Consider the following 14,287-nt stretch of genomic DNA (forward strand, 5'->3'; position numbering starts at 1 on the left):
TTTGAATATACTTTTAACAGCAAAATTACCTGTTGCGGATTGGATTGAAGGATTCACCAACTGGCTGACACACACCTTTTCAGGTTTATTTAACTTTATTCAGTCGGTCGGAAACTTTATCATGGATGGGATTACCAATACCCTGTCATTTATTAATCCTTTGCTCTTAATTGTTTTAGTGACCGCCGCCGCCTTTTTCTTAGCCGGAAAAAAATGGACGCTGCCATCATTTACCCTGCTAGGCCTGCTCTTTATCTATAATCAAGGCTTATGGGATGACTTGATTAATACGTTCACTTTGGTTTTGGTATCTAGTTTTGTTTCCATTGTTATCGGGATTCCTTTAGGAATTTGGATGGCAAAAAACAACACTGTTAAACAAGTCATCAATCCGATTTTGGACTTCATGCAGACCATGCCGGCCTTTGTTTACCTGATACCGGCCGTTGCTTTCTTTGGTATCGGTATTGTTCCGGGGGTATTTGCTTCTGTTATCTTTGCTCTGCCGCCAACTGTTCGCTTTACCAATCTTGCTATTCGTGAAATTCCGACAGAGCTGGTTGAAGCAGCAGATGCTTTTGGCAGCACGCCGAGACAAAAATTGTTCAAGGTTGAGCTGCCTTTGGCTAAAAATACAATTATGGCCGGTGTTAACCAGACGATCATGCTGGCGCTTTCCATGGTTGTTACAGGCTCTATGATCGGTGCTCCCGGTCTTGGCCGCGGTGTTTTATCTGCCCTGCAGCATGCTGATATCGGTTCAGGCTTTGTCAATGGGCTGGCCTTGGTAATCTTAGCAATTATTATTGACCGTTTCAGTCAGACAGCTAACAAAAAAGTGACCGATGCTAAGCAAAAATCTTCAAAAGCAAATACTTACATCGCTGTTGCAGCTCTTGCTTTATTTGTATTTTCTGCTCTTGCTCGCATATTTGTACTGGGAAACTCAGCAGGTGCCGGACAGACAGTCAAATTGACCTATGTCGAATGGGATTCTGAAGTTGCTTCTACCAATGTCTTAGCTCAAGTTCTAAAACAACAAGGCTATAAAGTAGAGATGACGCCGCTTGACAATGCTGTTATGTGGCAATCAGTCGCTAAAGGTGAGACTGATGCTACAGTCAGCGCCTGGCTGCCAAATACACATGCAGACCAATACAAGAAGTACAAGCAGGATGTTGTTGATCTGGGACCAAATCTTAAGGGTGTCAAGCTTGGTCTGGCTGTGCCGACTTATATGAAAGATGTCAACAGCATTGAAGATTTAAGCGATCAGGCTGATAAGAAAATTACAGGTATTGAGCCAGGTGCCGGTATCATGAAATCTGCTCAAAAGGCGCAAAAAGACTATAATAATCTGTCTGGATGGGAATTAGTCTCTTCCTCAACAGGAGCCATGACAACCAGTCTGGATCAAGCTTACGAGAATAAAGAAGATATTGTTGTTACTGCCTGGTCTCCTCACTGGATATTTGCCAAGTACAAGCTGAAATATTTAAAAGATCCCCAAAAGTCCTTTGGCAATAGCGAAAGTATTCATTCACTTACTCGCAAGGGCCTGAAAAAGGATATGCCGAAAGTCAATAAGATTATCAACCGTTTCAATTGGACACAGGGCGATATGGAATCTGTCATGCTTGATATTAACAAAGGCATGTCACCTGAGAAAGCAGCCAAAAAATGGATCAAAAACCATCCTAAAAAAGTTGCTTCATGGACAGACAGTAAATAAGTTCAGCTCTTATTTATCATAAAAACAAGATGAGGTTAGAAGACGCATATTCTAATCTCATTTTATTTGCCTCACCAGATGATTTTAGGGTCTAAATATGATAAAATAAAGCTTATGGAAATTGAAAAAACCAATCGTATGAATGCCCTTTTTGAGTTTTATGCAGCGCTGCTGACAGATAAGCAGATGAACTACATTGAGCTTTATTACGCTGATGATTACAGTCTGGCTGAAATTGCCGAAGAATTCCGTGTCAGCCGTCAGGCAGTCTACGATAATATCAAGCGGACAGAAAAAATTTTAGAGGATTACGAGATGAAACTGCATATGTATTCTGATTATATTGTTCGCAGTGAAATTTTTGATGAACTTTTAGATAAGTACCCCGAAGATGCTTATCTGCAGGAAAAAATTTCTATTCTCATCAGTATTGACAATCGAGATTAATGTTTCTAATATTTCAACAATAAGGAGAAATTAAATGGCTTTTGAAAGTTTAACAGAACGCCTTCAAGGTGTCTTTAAAAATTTACGCGGAAAGAGAAAACTCTCAGAAAAAGATGTTCAGGAAGTGACCAAAGAAATCCGTCTGGCGCTTCTTGAAGCTGACGTTGCTCTTCCGGTTGTAAAAGATTTTATCAAGCGTGTGCGTGAGCGTGCTATCGGACATGAGGTTATTGATACTCTTGATCCGTCACAGCAAATTATTAAAATTGTTGATGAAGAACTGACGGCGATTCTGGGATCTGAAACAGCTGAACTTGAAAAGTCTCCTAAGATTCCGACAATCATTATGATGGCCGGGCTTCAAGGGGCAGGTAAGACCACCTTTGCCGGAAAGCTGGCTAATAAGCTGGCCAAAGAGGAAAATGCCCGGCCGCTGATGATTGCTGCCGATATTTACCGTCCGGCTGCCATTGACCAATTGAAGACTATCGGTCAGCAAATTAATGTACCTGTTTTTGAAATGGGAACAGAGCATACAGCAGTTGAGATTGTAAGAGCAGGTTTGGCTCAGGCTAAAGAAAATCGCAATGACTATGTCTTAATTGATACGGCAGGGCGGCTGCAAATTGACGAAAAACTCATGGCTGAGCTTAGAGATGTCAAAGCCTTGGCTCAGCCCAATGAAATTCTCTTAGTTGTAGATAGCATGATCGGGCAGGAAGCCGCCAATGTCGCTCGAGAATTTAACAATCAGCTGGAAATTACCGGCCTTGTTTTAACCAAGATTGATGGTGATACCCGCGGCGGTGCGGCGCTTTCTATCCGGCAAATTACCGGCAAACCGATTAAATTTACAGGTACCGGAGAAAAGATTACTGACATTGAAACCTTCCATCCAGATCGGATGTCTTCGCGTATTCTGGGTATGGGAGACCTTCTGACCCTGATCGAAAAGGCCAGTCAGGACTATGACGAGCAAAAATCAGCAGAACTTGCTGAAAAAATGCGCGAAAACACCTTTGATTTCAATGATTTCATTGATCAGTTAGACCAAGTGCAAAATATGGGGCCGATGGAAGATATTCTTAAAATGATTCCAGGAATGGCTAATAATCCTGCACTTGCTAATGTTAAGGTTGATGAGCGTGACATTGCCAGAAAACGAGCTATGGTATCATCAATGACCCCCGCTGAACGTGAAAACCCGGATCTTTTGACACCGAGCCGCCGCCGCCGCATCGCTGCGGGCTCTGGCAATACCTTTGTTGATGTCAACAAATTCATCAAAGATTTCAACCAGGCTAAAAAAATGATGCAGGGCGTCTTGTCTGGTGATATGAATAAAATGATGAAGCAAATGGGGCTCAATCCTAATAATATGCCTAAAAATATGGATACGTCAGCTCTTGAAGGGATGATGGGCCAAGGCGGAATGCCTGATATGTCAGCTCTGGGCGGCAACATGGACATGAGTCAGATGTTTGGCGGCGGCTTCAAAGGCAAAGTTGGTGAATTTGCTATGAAGCAATCTATGAAAAAAATGGCTAAGAAAATGAAGAAAGCCAAGAAAAGAAGAAGATAACAGACAAAACGATTCTTATGGCCTGAGAGTATCTTTGGCAAATTTTCTGCCATAATAGCTATTTTATATAATTTCCGTTATAATAGACATTTCATGGAATTTCCGTTATAATAGACATTGTAAGGAGAAATTATGATTTATATAGCGATTATTGGAGATATTATTTCTTCACGAGAAATAAAAGAGCGATCCGAGAGTCAAGAAAAGCTCCAGGCAATTTTAGATCAGGTTAATTCTCGGTACAAGGCTGTGCTGGAATCACCCTTTACCATAACGACGGGTGATGAATTTCAGGCTTTACTGCGTCCTAACACACGTATTTTTCAGATTATTGATGATATAGCGATGGGATTTCAGCCCTACCAAATCAGATTTGGAATTGGAGCAGGCAGCATGCTGACAGCAGTCAATCCTAAACAAAGTATCGGGTCAGACGGCCCGGCTTATTGGCATGCCAGAGCTGCTATTGATTATATCCATGATAAGAATGACTATGGCAGCAATCATTTGGCGATAGCCTTAGATGATCAATTTGCAGCCCGGCAAATTAATGCTGTTTTAGCTGCCTGTGAATTTATTAAGTCGAAATGGACCGCTACTCAGGCAGAGCTGCTTATCGGACTGCTGCACAAGGGAATTTATGAAGAAAAATTTTCTCATAAAGAGATGGCCGAGACACTTAATTTAAGCCCGAGCAGTTTTAACAAGCGTCTCAAATCAAGCGGTTTGAAAATCTACCTGAGAAACAAAAAGGCAGCTGTCGATTTATTGCTGAATGCTATTGAAGCTGAAGGGGAGGCGGCAGATGATTAATTTAAATCTTGTATCACATTTTCTGTCGCATAACCCTGTGCTGACATTACTTTTCATCGCTCATTTTCTAGCTGATTTTCAATGGCAAAGTCAAAAAATGGCGGATTTAAAGTCTCAGAATTGGCAGTATTTGTTCAAGCATCTTTGCATCGTTGCCCTGCCTTTGCTTTTTATCAGTCTGTCTATTCCTCATACCTTTGGTCTGGTATTGCTGGTTTTTGCCAGTCACGCAGTGATTGACAGCGCTAAATTCCTGCTTTATCCTTTTTACCATAAACGGCAGTTAGATAAGATTGTTTTTCTTCTTGATCAGGCTCTTCATCTTCTTATGATAACAATGCTCTATCTTTTGAGTGAACCAATCACTGTAAGATGGCTCAGTGATGCTCAGTACAGTCTTAAGTTAATTTTGTTTGTGGTTCTGATTACCAAACCAGTCAATATCATCTTTAAGCTGTTTTTCAGCAAATATCAGGTCAAAAACCTCAATGATGATGAAACTATCACAGGTGCAGGAGCAACCATCGGACTGCTGGAGCGCTTAATTATGGGAATATTTCTCCTGTTTGGCCAGTTTGCCTCTATTGGTTTGGTTTTTACAGCCAAATCCATTGCGCGTTATGATAAAATTTCTAAAAATCAGGCTTTTGCAGAATACTACCTCATAGGCTCTCTTTTCAGTATTATCAGCCTTTTGGCAGTATATACCCTTTGCTTAATATGATAAAAAGATTTCTATCCCTATCGGTAGAAATCTTTTTGATTGCTGTTTAGGAAATACCCGCTCGAATACGAATAGTAGTAGTGGAGGTAAACATTATGTATAGCATTGAATTTACAAAAGAAGCCCTGCTGCCGCGAGAACGCCTGCTGACTTACGGCCCTGAAAGCCTCAGTAACCAAGAACTACTGGCTATTATACTGAGGACCGGCACTCGCAAAGACCATGTTTTAAATTTATCCAATAACATTTTAGAGCGTTTAGACAGCATAGCTGATTTTCGTACCTTATCAATAGAAGAACTGCAGACGATTGCCGGAATCAGTCAATTAAAATCTATAGAAATCAAGGCTATTCTAGAATTTTCTAAGAGAATCAATCAGTCAGAGTATAGTTTTAAAGAACGAATTTTAAGCAGTGAACGCTTAGCAAAAGTCATGATGGCTGAACTAGGTGATAAGAGACAGGAGCATCTGGTTGCCATTTATCTTGATACGCAGAACCGTATTATCAAAAAGAAAATCATCTTTATCGGCAGTGTCCGGCGTTCTGTTGCTGAACCCAGAGAAATTCTGCACTATGCTTGTAAAAGTATGGCAACCTCGCTTATTGTCGTTCATAATCATCCTTCAGGTTCAACCTACCCCAGTGAAAATGACTTGGCGTTTACAGAAAAAATAAAACGATCCTGTGATGATTTAGGAATCGTTTTTTTGGATCATATTATAGTCGGGAAAAAAGAATATTACAGCTTTCGTGAGGAAACAGATCTTATCTAAAGTTAAAGTTCTTTGACAACATATTCAAACAGTTTTTGATCTTCTTCTCGTGACTCAAACAGTAATTCGGGATGCCATTGAACCCCCAAAAAAGTAATATCGGGATTAGTCGACATCACTGCTTCGATGGTATCATCAGCAGGATCATAGGCAATAATTTCTAAGTCATCGGCCAGCCGCTTGATACTCTGGTGGTGAAACGAATTAATCAAAGTAGAAGTACCATAAATTTTTTCCAAAGCGGTATCCGTCTTTACCAGCATATTTTGACTGAGATAATCACTAGGCTCATCCTGCCAGTGGTGTTCAATGTCTTGATTAAGTGTTCCGCCCAAAGCAATATTCATCAGCTGCGTGCCCCTGCAGACAGAAAAAATGGGTTTTTCCTGCTTAATGGCTTCTTCAACCAGGGCAAATTCAAACAAATCACGCGCCAGATAAAAATCGTCATCACTGGTATCCTTCTCTTCTCCGTAAAAAACAGGATCAACATTTTGACCGCCTGTTAAAATGAGTTTATCAACCATGGAAACATAGGATGCAGCAAATTCCGGCTCACTGACAGGAATAACAAGCGGAAGGCCGCCGGCCTCCTGTACTCCTTTGACATAGCCGGATGGTGTATAGGACCACAGTATATCAGGAAATTTTGCATGCGGCCTTTCATTGCCTGATATACCAATAATAGGTCTGGATTTGGTCATAGACCCTCCTTACTTTATCATTTCTTAGAGTTTTTTTCTTGATTCATAAAATATAATAGCGTCTGTAATTCGCTGGTTAAATCAACATATTGAGCGACGACTCCTTTTGGAAGTGACAGATGAACCGGTGAAAAACATAAAATTCCTTTAATACCAGCTTCAACCAAAGTGTCAGCAACCTCCTGAGCCTTGCTGCTGGGAACAGTCAAAATAGCTGTTTTAACATCTGTTCCAACCAGTTTCTCCTTAATGCTGGAAATACCATAAATAGGGACACCGTCATCTGTGAGCTGACCGACCTGCTCATTATCGTCAGTATCAAAAGCCATAGCAATTTTCATTTTATTGCGCTCGTGAAAGCGGTAGTGGAGAAGAGCACGGCCGATATTGCCGACGCCGACAAGCAGTACATTAGTTGTAGAAGTGTCATTGAGAATATCTGCAAAAAAATTCATTAGTTTTTTGACATCATAGCCAAAACCGCGACGTCCCAGCTCACCAAAATAAGAAAAATCACGGCGAACTGTCGCTGAATCAATGCCAATTGCTTCAGCGATCTGCTTAGAACTTGCCTTTTCGATATTTTCTGAATGAAATCGTTTAAAAATACGATAATAAAGGGATAGGCGTTTAGCTGTCGCTTTAGGAATAGATTTGTCAAAAGTAACCATACTTGTCTCCTTTGCTGTGTAATACTATTTTAAAAAAAGATTGTGAAAATTGCAACATCTTTTCTTTGAACTCAACATAAGTTTTTCTTATAAAGGGGCTTTAATTTTACTTATACACATAAAAAGAAGGGGGCCGAAACTCCGAAATGCTATCGAAGTTTCAGCCCGCCCTCTCCCTTGTGTTTTATTAAAAATATTTTCTCAACAGGCAGCAGAAGTGCTGCGCTGAAATCAGCTTAATTTTCTGTTTTCTCAAAGATGTCACGCTCAGCCAAGCTGTCCATTAAGAAATAAAACTTGTCCTGAATCATTTTGTTGTCTTCTGATTTAAAGATATTGACTGTGCGAAGTCCGGATTTGTCTGTGATGGTCAGTTTAAAGCCAGTCAGATCTTTATTAATTGTAATCTTCAGTGAAAAGCCGTCACCGCTGTTGGGGATTTTTTCCAAAAGACGGCTGAGCTCGTAATTCCCCAGTTTATTTTGCGTGAAAGTTGTGTCCCGCAGAGTAAATTTTTTTACTTTGGGACTGATGGTGTAACTGTATTTACAGTCGGGTAAATTTACTGTTTTTTCAAAAGCCATTTTATTTTCCTACAATCTCCTTTATTTTTGCAGCCAGCGCTTGGGCCTCATCCGGTTGGTTCAAATCTGAAAAACTGATGCGAACAGATTCCTGCAGACGATGAGAATCCGAGCCATATTTCGCTGCCAAGACGTGACTAGGGTCAACCGTGCCGGCCGTGCAGGCAGAACCGGTTGAAATCGCAAAGCCGGCTAAATCCAGCTGAGTGAGCAGAATCCCGTTATTATAATTAGGGAATCCGATATTAATCACATAAGGCAGGGCATCCTCATTAGAATTAAGATAGTAATCAAGACCTTCCAAGCTCTCTAGAAATCTCTTTCTGAGCTTAGTGACATGCTCCAAATGTTCTTTTTGATGAGCCTGAGCATCAGTCAAAGCCTGTGTCAGGCCGGCAATGCCGATAAGATTTTCTGTACTGGCTCGGCGTTTTTCTTCCTGTTCGCCCCCATGAAGAAGACTGTCAAAATGAATATCATTAGCATAGAGAAGCCCAACTCCTTTAGGGCCGTGAAATTTATGGGCGGAAGCTGACAAGAAATCAACGCTTAACTCTTTGGGATGAATAGGAACCTTACCTACAGCTTGAACAGCATCAACGTGAAAGGCCGCTTGATGATCCTTAAGAAGATACCCAATCTCTTTGATTGGCAGCGCATCTCCTGTTTCATTGTTGGCAAACATAACAGATACTAAAATAGTGTCTTCGCGCAGAGCCTTTCTGACTTGCTGAGCAGAAATACGGCCGTTGATAGGATTCAAATAAGTTACTTCAAAACCAAGACGCTTTTCTAAATAATGAAGACTGTTTAAAACAGAATGATGTTCAATAGCCGTTGAAATAATGTGCTTTCCCTGGGCTTGATGGGCAAGCGCATAGCCTTTAAGGGCAGTATTGTTGCTTTCCGTCCCGCCGGAAGTAAAAATAATATTTCTTGATGGAACGTCAAACACTTGAGCAACGCTCTGCCGGCATTCTCTTAACAGTTTGCTGGCAGCCCTGCCGTAAGAATGAATGCTGGAAGGATTGCCAAAAGTATCAGTCATCACTTCAGTCATTGCCTGAGCAGCAGAAGGGGTCAGGGGGGTTGTTGCGGCATTGTCAAAATAAATCACGTTTTAGGATTCATCTCCTTTACGATCATAAGCGAACAACGGACTGACAGGCCGTCTTTCGTGGATACGAATAATAGCATCTGCAATCAGTTCGCTGGCAGAAAGGTAATGTAAATTATCAGGTAGTTTCTGATTCGTGTAGACAGAGTCTGTAATCAAAATATCTTTAATCGGGGCAGCCTGCAGAATTTCTGTGGCTCCGCTGGCAAATAATCCATGGCTGGCAACGGCATAGATTTCAGTAGCGCCTCCGCGTTCAACAATTTTGGCAGACTCTGCAAATGTTTTTCCGGTATTAAGGATATCATCAATAAGAATGGCTTTCTTGCCGGCGACTTCACCGATAATATAGCCTTCCTCACGCGAAGAATCATCATCTTGGGCGTAATCAATGATAGCAATCGGAGCATCTAAATACTGAGCTAAACTGCGGGCACGCTTGATGCCTGAATTTTTAGGGCTTACAACCACAACATCCTCACCATACAAGCCCAATTTAATGTAGTGCTCAGCAAACAAAGGAGTAGTAAACAGATTATCAACCGGAATATCAAAGAAGCCCTGTACTTGGACAGCATGCAAATCTAAAGTCAGAACACGGTCAACTCCAGCCTTAACCAGCATATTGGCTACTAATTTAGCTGTTATTGGTTCGCGGGCAGCAGCAATGCGATCCTGACGTGAGTAGCCGAAATAAGGGATAACAACATTGACACTGTTGGCACTGGCACGTTTGCAGGCATCTACCATAATCAAGAGTTCCCAGAGGTGGTCATTCACAGGATAATTAGTCGATTGAATGACATAAATATCATCTCCCCGGACACTTTCTTCGATGTTAATCATAATTTCCCCGTCAGAAAATTTGCGAGAAGATAATTTCCCTAACGGTAGCCCGGCAGCCTTAGCTATTTTTTCGGCAATGTCGGTGTTTGACGTTAAAGAAAACAGTTTAATTTGTTTGTCGGCGTAACGTTCTGCCATGGTATTTTGGTGCTCCTTTACATTAGTATCTTTATTTTACCAAATATTATAAGAAATTTCAGGTGATTTTAATATTTTCTGCTTTTGACCTTTAATTTTTACGCAGTGTCTGACTAAAGCGAGCCACTTTGCTTTTGGCGTATTTAAATTCAATACGGTTCGTTTTAAGAAAAGCATGAAAATCTGCCTGCCCCTTTTGCGCTTCGGAAACCTCTAATTCAAGTTCATAGTCTTCAATGCCTGCATAACGATTGTAATCTAAAGCCATCAGACCGATTTTAGTAGCAATTTCACGGCGTACTGTCGTTAAACTTCCAAGAACTCTCAAATCATCTAAATTGATACCAGCCTGAGAGATTAGCTGTCTAATTTCGATATCCGGCAGTTGTACATTGTGGATTATTTTTTGGGCTTCATCCAGCAGCAGTGCATGATTGTATTCCAAATTACCAACTTTTTGAGGCACTTTGAGGGTTAGCTCGGACTTATCGGCAAAGGTTCTGATGCGCAGTGACATTTTATTAGCTTTTAAATCAAAATGATCCGTATCAAAATAATAGTTGGTCTGTGTAACTGCCTCAATCTGCGGCATTTGCTCTTTGATTCGGTTAAATTCTTCTTTGGTCAGCAGCGTTTTATATTCAATTTCAAGATGATTCATTCTTTTTTCCTTTGTTAAGCTGATTATGGTATAATAAGATATTAGTTTAATTCTATAAAAAAGTCTTATTTTTGACAAGAAAGGGGGTAAAGTTTGTGGACTGGGAAGAATTTCTGGACCCTTATATCCAAGCAGTAGGAGAATTAAAAATTAAATTCAGGGGAATTCGCAAACAGTTTCGTAAGCAAAACCGCCATTCGCCAATTGAATTTGTAACCGGTCGTGTAAAACCGATTGAGAGCATCAAGGCAAAAATGACTTTGCGGGGAATCAAGAGAGAAAATCTCGCTCAGGATATGCAGGATATTGCAGGCCTGCGAATCATGGTTCAGTTTGTTGATGACGTCGATGATGTCCTGGAGCTTCTGCGGCAGCGCAAGGATATGAAAATTGTGCAGGAGAGAGATTATATCAATAATTTAAAGTCCAGCGGCTATCGGTCCTACCATGTTGTGATTGAGTATCCAGTTGATACAATCAGCGGTCAAAAAATCATTCTCGCTGAAATTCAAATCAGAACACTGGCTATGAATTTTTGGGCGACTATAGAACATTCCCTTAATTATAAATACCGCGGAGAATTTCCGGACGATATCAAAAAGCGTTTGGAGCTGACTGCCAAAATAGCTTTTCAGCTGGATGAGGAGATGCGGCAGATTCGCGATGATATTAAAGAAGCTCAGCTATTATTTGATGCGGAAAAAAGAAAACTAAATGATGGTGTAGGAAATAGTGATGACACAGATGAACTTTACCGATAAGACAACGAAGGTTGCTATAATTGCAAATGGAAAATATCAAAGCAAGCGGGTCGCAAGCAAGCTTTTCTCTGCATTGAGAGATGACGATGACTTTTATCTGACTAAGAAAAATCCCGATATTGTCATTACTATCGGCGGAGATGGTATGCTTTTGTCCGCTTTTCACATGTATGAAAAATATCTGGACAATGTTCGTTTTGTCGGCATCCATACGGGGCATTTAGGCTTTTATACAGATTACCGCGATTTTGAAGTTGATAAATTACTGGATAACTTGCATTCAGATAAAGGGGAGAAGGTTTCTTACCCGATTTTAAAAGTCACGCTTACGTTAAGTGACGGGCGCCAGCTGACATCCAGAGCTCTCAATGAAGCGACGATCAAAAGATTCGAAAAAACAATGGTTGCTGATGTCATCATTAATCATGTTCAGTTTGAACGCTTTCGCGGAGATGGTATTTCAGTTTCGACACCAACCGGCAGCACTGCTTATAATAAATCTCTGGGCGGAGCTGTCTTGCATCCGACCATTGAAGCACTGCAGCTGACAGAAATATCAAGTCTCAACAACCGTGTTTTCAGAACTCTGGGCAGTTCCATTATTGTGCCTAAGAAGGACAAGATCGAAATTATTCCAAAGCGTTTGGGGTCTTACATCCTATCTATTGATAATAAAACCTATACGCACCGAAATGTCGCTAAGATCGAGTACGAAATTGATCATAAGACGATTAGCTTTGTTGCAACGCCAAGCCACACCAGCTTTTGGGAACGGGTTAAAGATGCATTTATCGGAGACTGCGATTCATGAGGTTTGAATTTGTTGCCGACCGTCAAACAAAGGTTAAGACATTTTTAAAGGGTCACGATATCTCTAAAGCTTTGCTGGCTAAAATCAAGTTCAAGGGCGGCTTAATATTGGTCAATGGTAAAGAAGAAAATGCTATTTATTTGCTCAGCAAGGGCGATCAAATCATCATTGATATTCCTGATGAAGAATCTCATGACAGTTTGAAACCAATCAAACACGACCTTAATATTGTTCATGAAGATGAGCATTTTTTGATTTTGGATAAGCCTGCAGGCTATGCCAGCATTCCCAGCATACTGCATTCAAATACCATGGCTAACTTTGTCAAAGGCTATTACTTAGAAAAAAACTATCCTAATAAACAGATTCACATTGTCACCAGGCTTGATAAAGACACAAGCGGACTCATGCTGTTTGCCAAACACGGTTACGCTCACGCGCGGATGGACAAGCAGCTCCAGCATAAAAGCATCGAAAAACGTTATTATGCCTTAGTATCCGGACAAGGAATGCTTCCTGAAAAGGGTGAGATTATTGCGCCTATTGCCAGAAATGATAAAAGTATCATCACACGCTGTGTTCATCCTTCCGGCAAATATGCACATACCAGTTATGAAATTGTAGCCAGTTACGGGGATGTCCACTTAGTTGATATTCGCCTGCACACCGGCCGCACCCATCAGATCCGTGTCCATTTTGCCCATATTGGTTTTCCTCTTTTAGGTGATGATCTTTACGGCGGCGATATGAGCTACGGCCTTGAAAGGCAGGCTCTTCACTGTCATTATTTGGCCTATGAAGACCCTTTTTCAAAAGAACACAAGGAGTACAATAGTTTCTTGACAGATGACTTTGATAGCGTTATCATAGATTTAAAAAATAGATAGAGGGTTTATATAATGAGTATTCGTTCTTTGTTTGGCGGTTTGCGGGAAAAAATTGTTGGTAAAAATATCAAAATCGTCTTCCCGGAAGGCAATGATGAGCGCGTTGTGCGTGCAGCTGCCCGCCTTAAGTTTGAAGGTTTGGTGGATCCGATTATTTTGGGAAATGCAGCCGATGTCCGCAGTCTGCTGACAAAACTAGGCTTTGCTGATCAGAATTATACGGTTATCAATCCTGAGGATTATCCCGATTTTGAAAAAATGAAACAAGAATTTGTGGAAATCCGCAAGGGTAAAGCAACGCTTGAAGATGCTGACAAACTTCTTAAAGACGTTAACTATTTTGGGGTTATGTTAGTGAAAATGGGGCTGGCTGACGGCATGGTTTCCGGAGCTATCCATTCGACAGCTGATACCGTTCGTCCGGCTCTGCAAATTGTCAAAACCAAACCGGGAATTTCACGGACGTCGGGTGTTTTCTTGATGAACCGTGAGAACACCAATCAACGTTTGATTTTTGCAGACTGCGCTATCAATATTGATCCTAATGAACAGGAATTAGCTGAGATTGCTGTCAATACAGCAGATACAGCAAAGATTTTTGATATTGATCCTAAAATCGCTATGCTCAGCTTTTCAACCAAGGGCAGCGCTAAAGCACCTCAGGTTGAAAAAGTTCAGGAGGCAACCCGTATTGCTAAGGAACTTCGGCCGGACATTGCACTTGACGGTGAGCTTCAGTTTGATGCAGCATTTGTACCTGACACAGCAGCCATCAAGGCGCCGGGCAGTGAAGTTGCAGGACAAGCCAATGTCTTCATCTTCCCGGATTTGCAATCAGGCAATATTGGCTACAAGATTGCTCAGCGTTTGGGAATGTTTGAAGCAATCGGCCCGATTTTGCAGGGACTTAACAGTCCGGTAAATGACCTTTCACGGGGTTCGAGTGCTGAGGATATTTATAAACTTGCCATCATCACCGCTGCACAAACGATTGAAAATGACTAAAGATTAAAAAAGAATGAAGCAATTAATT

General features: G+C 41.1%; 16 protein-coding genes. 10 read left to right on the forward strand and 6 right to left on the reverse strand.

Translation table 11 applies throughout. The features are described 5' to 3' along the window. Nucleotide 1 precedes the first annotated feature (1 nt). The 6 genes from G573_RS0107130 (at nucleotide 2) to radC (ending at nucleotide 6,074) form a co-directional block, all read left to right on the forward strand. Complete coding sequence (locus tag G573_RS0107130) at nucleotides 2–1,732, forward strand: ABC transporter permease/substrate binding protein (RefSeq protein WP_027976070.1); 1,731 nt, start codon at nucleotides 2–4, stop codon at nucleotides 1,730–1,732. 114 nt (nucleotides 1,733–1,846) lie between these two features. Further along, nucleotides 1,847–2,179 carry a putative DNA-binding protein gene (locus G573_RS0107135; protein WP_027976071.1) on the forward strand — a complete coding sequence of 111 codons (333 nt, stop codon included), beginning with the start codon at nucleotides 1,847–1,849 and terminating at the stop codon, nucleotides 2,177–2,179. Nucleotides 2,180–2,213: 34 nt separating this feature from the next. Continuing rightward, entirely contained in the window at nucleotides 2,214–3,761 is a 1,548-nt protein-coding gene (gene ffh / locus G573_RS0107140; protein ID WP_027976072.1) for a signal recognition particle protein, read from the forward strand. A gap of 132 nt (nucleotides 3,762–3,893) precedes the next feature. Beyond that, nucleotides 3,894–4,574 (forward strand): SatD family protein, encoded by a 681-nt coding sequence (locus G573_RS0107145; RefSeq protein ID WP_027976073.1) that lies wholly within the window; start codon nucleotides 3,894–3,896, stop codon nucleotides 4,572–4,574. Continuing rightward, nucleotides 4,567–5,298: a DUF3307 domain-containing protein gene (locus G573_RS0107150; protein WP_027976074.1), complete on the forward strand. Its 732-nt coding sequence runs from the start codon at nucleotides 4,567–4,569 to the stop codon at nucleotides 5,296–5,298. The genes G573_RS0107145 and G573_RS0107150 overlap by 8 nt, the downstream gene beginning before the upstream one ends. Nucleotides 5,299–5,393: 95 nt before the next feature. Then, nucleotides 5,394–6,074 carry a RadC family protein gene (gene radC, locus G573_RS0107155; RefSeq protein ID WP_027976075.1) on the forward strand — a complete coding sequence of 227 codons (681 nt, stop codon included), beginning with the start codon at nucleotides 5,394–5,396 and terminating at the stop codon, nucleotides 6,072–6,074. A 2-nt stretch (nucleotides 6,075–6,076) separates the two neighbouring features. Here the strand turns inward: radC and G573_RS0107160 are convergent, their stop codons facing one another. The 6 genes from G573_RS0107160 to G573_RS0107185 all read right to left on the reverse strand — a co-directional run bounded on the left by G573_RS0107160 (nucleotide 6,077) and on the right by G573_RS0107185 (nucleotide 10,795). Further along, entirely contained in the window at nucleotides 6,077–6,778 is a 702-nt protein-coding gene (locus tag G573_RS0107160) for a gamma-glutamyl-gamma-aminobutyrate hydrolase family protein (protein ID WP_027976076.1), read from the reverse strand. A 17-nt stretch (nucleotides 6,779–6,795) separates the two neighbouring features. Next, nucleotides 6,796–7,449, reverse strand: a complete 654-nt coding sequence (locus tag G573_RS0107165) for a redox-sensing transcriptional repressor Rex (protein WP_027976077.1) — start codon at nucleotides 7,447–7,449, stop codon at nucleotides 6,796–6,798. Between the two features lie 236 nt (nucleotides 7,450–7,685). Next, entirely contained in the window at nucleotides 7,686–8,033 is a 348-nt protein-coding gene (locus G573_RS0107170; RefSeq protein ID WP_027976078.1) for a DUF1831 domain-containing protein, read from the reverse strand. A gap of 1 nt (nucleotide 8,034) precedes the next feature. Then, the gene (locus tag G573_RS0107175) at nucleotides 8,035–9,150 is read right to left on the reverse strand and encodes a cysteine desulfurase family protein (protein ID WP_027976079.1); all 1,116 of its coding nucleotides are present in this window, start codon (nucleotides 9,148–9,150) and stop codon (nucleotides 8,035–8,037) included. Between the two features lie 3 nt (nucleotides 9,151–9,153). After that, nucleotides 9,154–10,134, reverse strand: a complete 981-nt coding sequence (locus G573_RS0107180) for a ribose-phosphate diphosphokinase (protein ID WP_027976080.1) — start codon at nucleotides 10,132–10,134, stop codon at nucleotides 9,154–9,156. Between the two features lie 91 nt (nucleotides 10,135–10,225). Beyond that, nucleotides 10,226–10,795, reverse strand: a complete 570-nt coding sequence (locus tag G573_RS0107185; protein WP_027976081.1) for a CYTH domain-containing protein — start codon at nucleotides 10,793–10,795, stop codon at nucleotides 10,226–10,228. A 95-nt stretch (nucleotides 10,796–10,890) separates the two neighbouring features. On the opposite strand from G573_RS0107185, the gene yjbM reads away from it, so the two are divergent. The 4 genes from yjbM to pta are packed head-to-tail and all read left to right on the forward strand — an operon-like array spanning nucleotide 10,891 to nucleotide 14,259. Beyond that, on the forward strand, nucleotides 10,891–11,556 hold the full coding sequence (yjbM, locus tag G573_RS0107190) for a GTP diphosphokinase (RefSeq protein ID WP_027976082.1): 666 nt from the start codon (nucleotides 10,891–10,893) through the stop codon (nucleotides 11,554–11,556). Continuing rightward, nucleotides 11,531–12,367, forward strand: coding sequence for an NAD kinase (locus G573_RS0107195; RefSeq protein ID WP_027976083.1), 837 nt, complete (start codon nucleotides 11,531–11,533; stop codon nucleotides 12,365–12,367). The genes yjbM and G573_RS0107195 overlap by 26 nt, the downstream gene beginning before the upstream one ends. Next, the gene (locus G573_RS0107200) at nucleotides 12,364–13,254 is read left to right on the forward strand and encodes an RluA family pseudouridine synthase (protein ID WP_027976084.1); all 891 of its coding nucleotides are present in this window, start codon (nucleotides 12,364–12,366) and stop codon (nucleotides 13,252–13,254) included. The genes G573_RS0107195 and G573_RS0107200 overlap by 4 nt, the downstream gene beginning before the upstream one ends. Nucleotides 13,255–13,266: 12 nt before the next feature. After that, nucleotides 13,267–14,259, forward strand: a complete 993-nt coding sequence (gene pta, locus G573_RS0107205; RefSeq protein WP_027976085.1) for a phosphate acetyltransferase — start codon at nucleotides 13,267–13,269, stop codon at nucleotides 14,257–14,259. Nucleotides 14,260–14,287 lie beyond the last annotated feature (28 nt).

This window comes from Streptococcus devriesei DSM 19639, assembly GCF_000423725.1.
GTDB classification, from domain to species: Bacteria; Bacillota; Bacilli; order Lactobacillales; family Streptococcaceae; genus Streptococcus; species Streptococcus devriesei.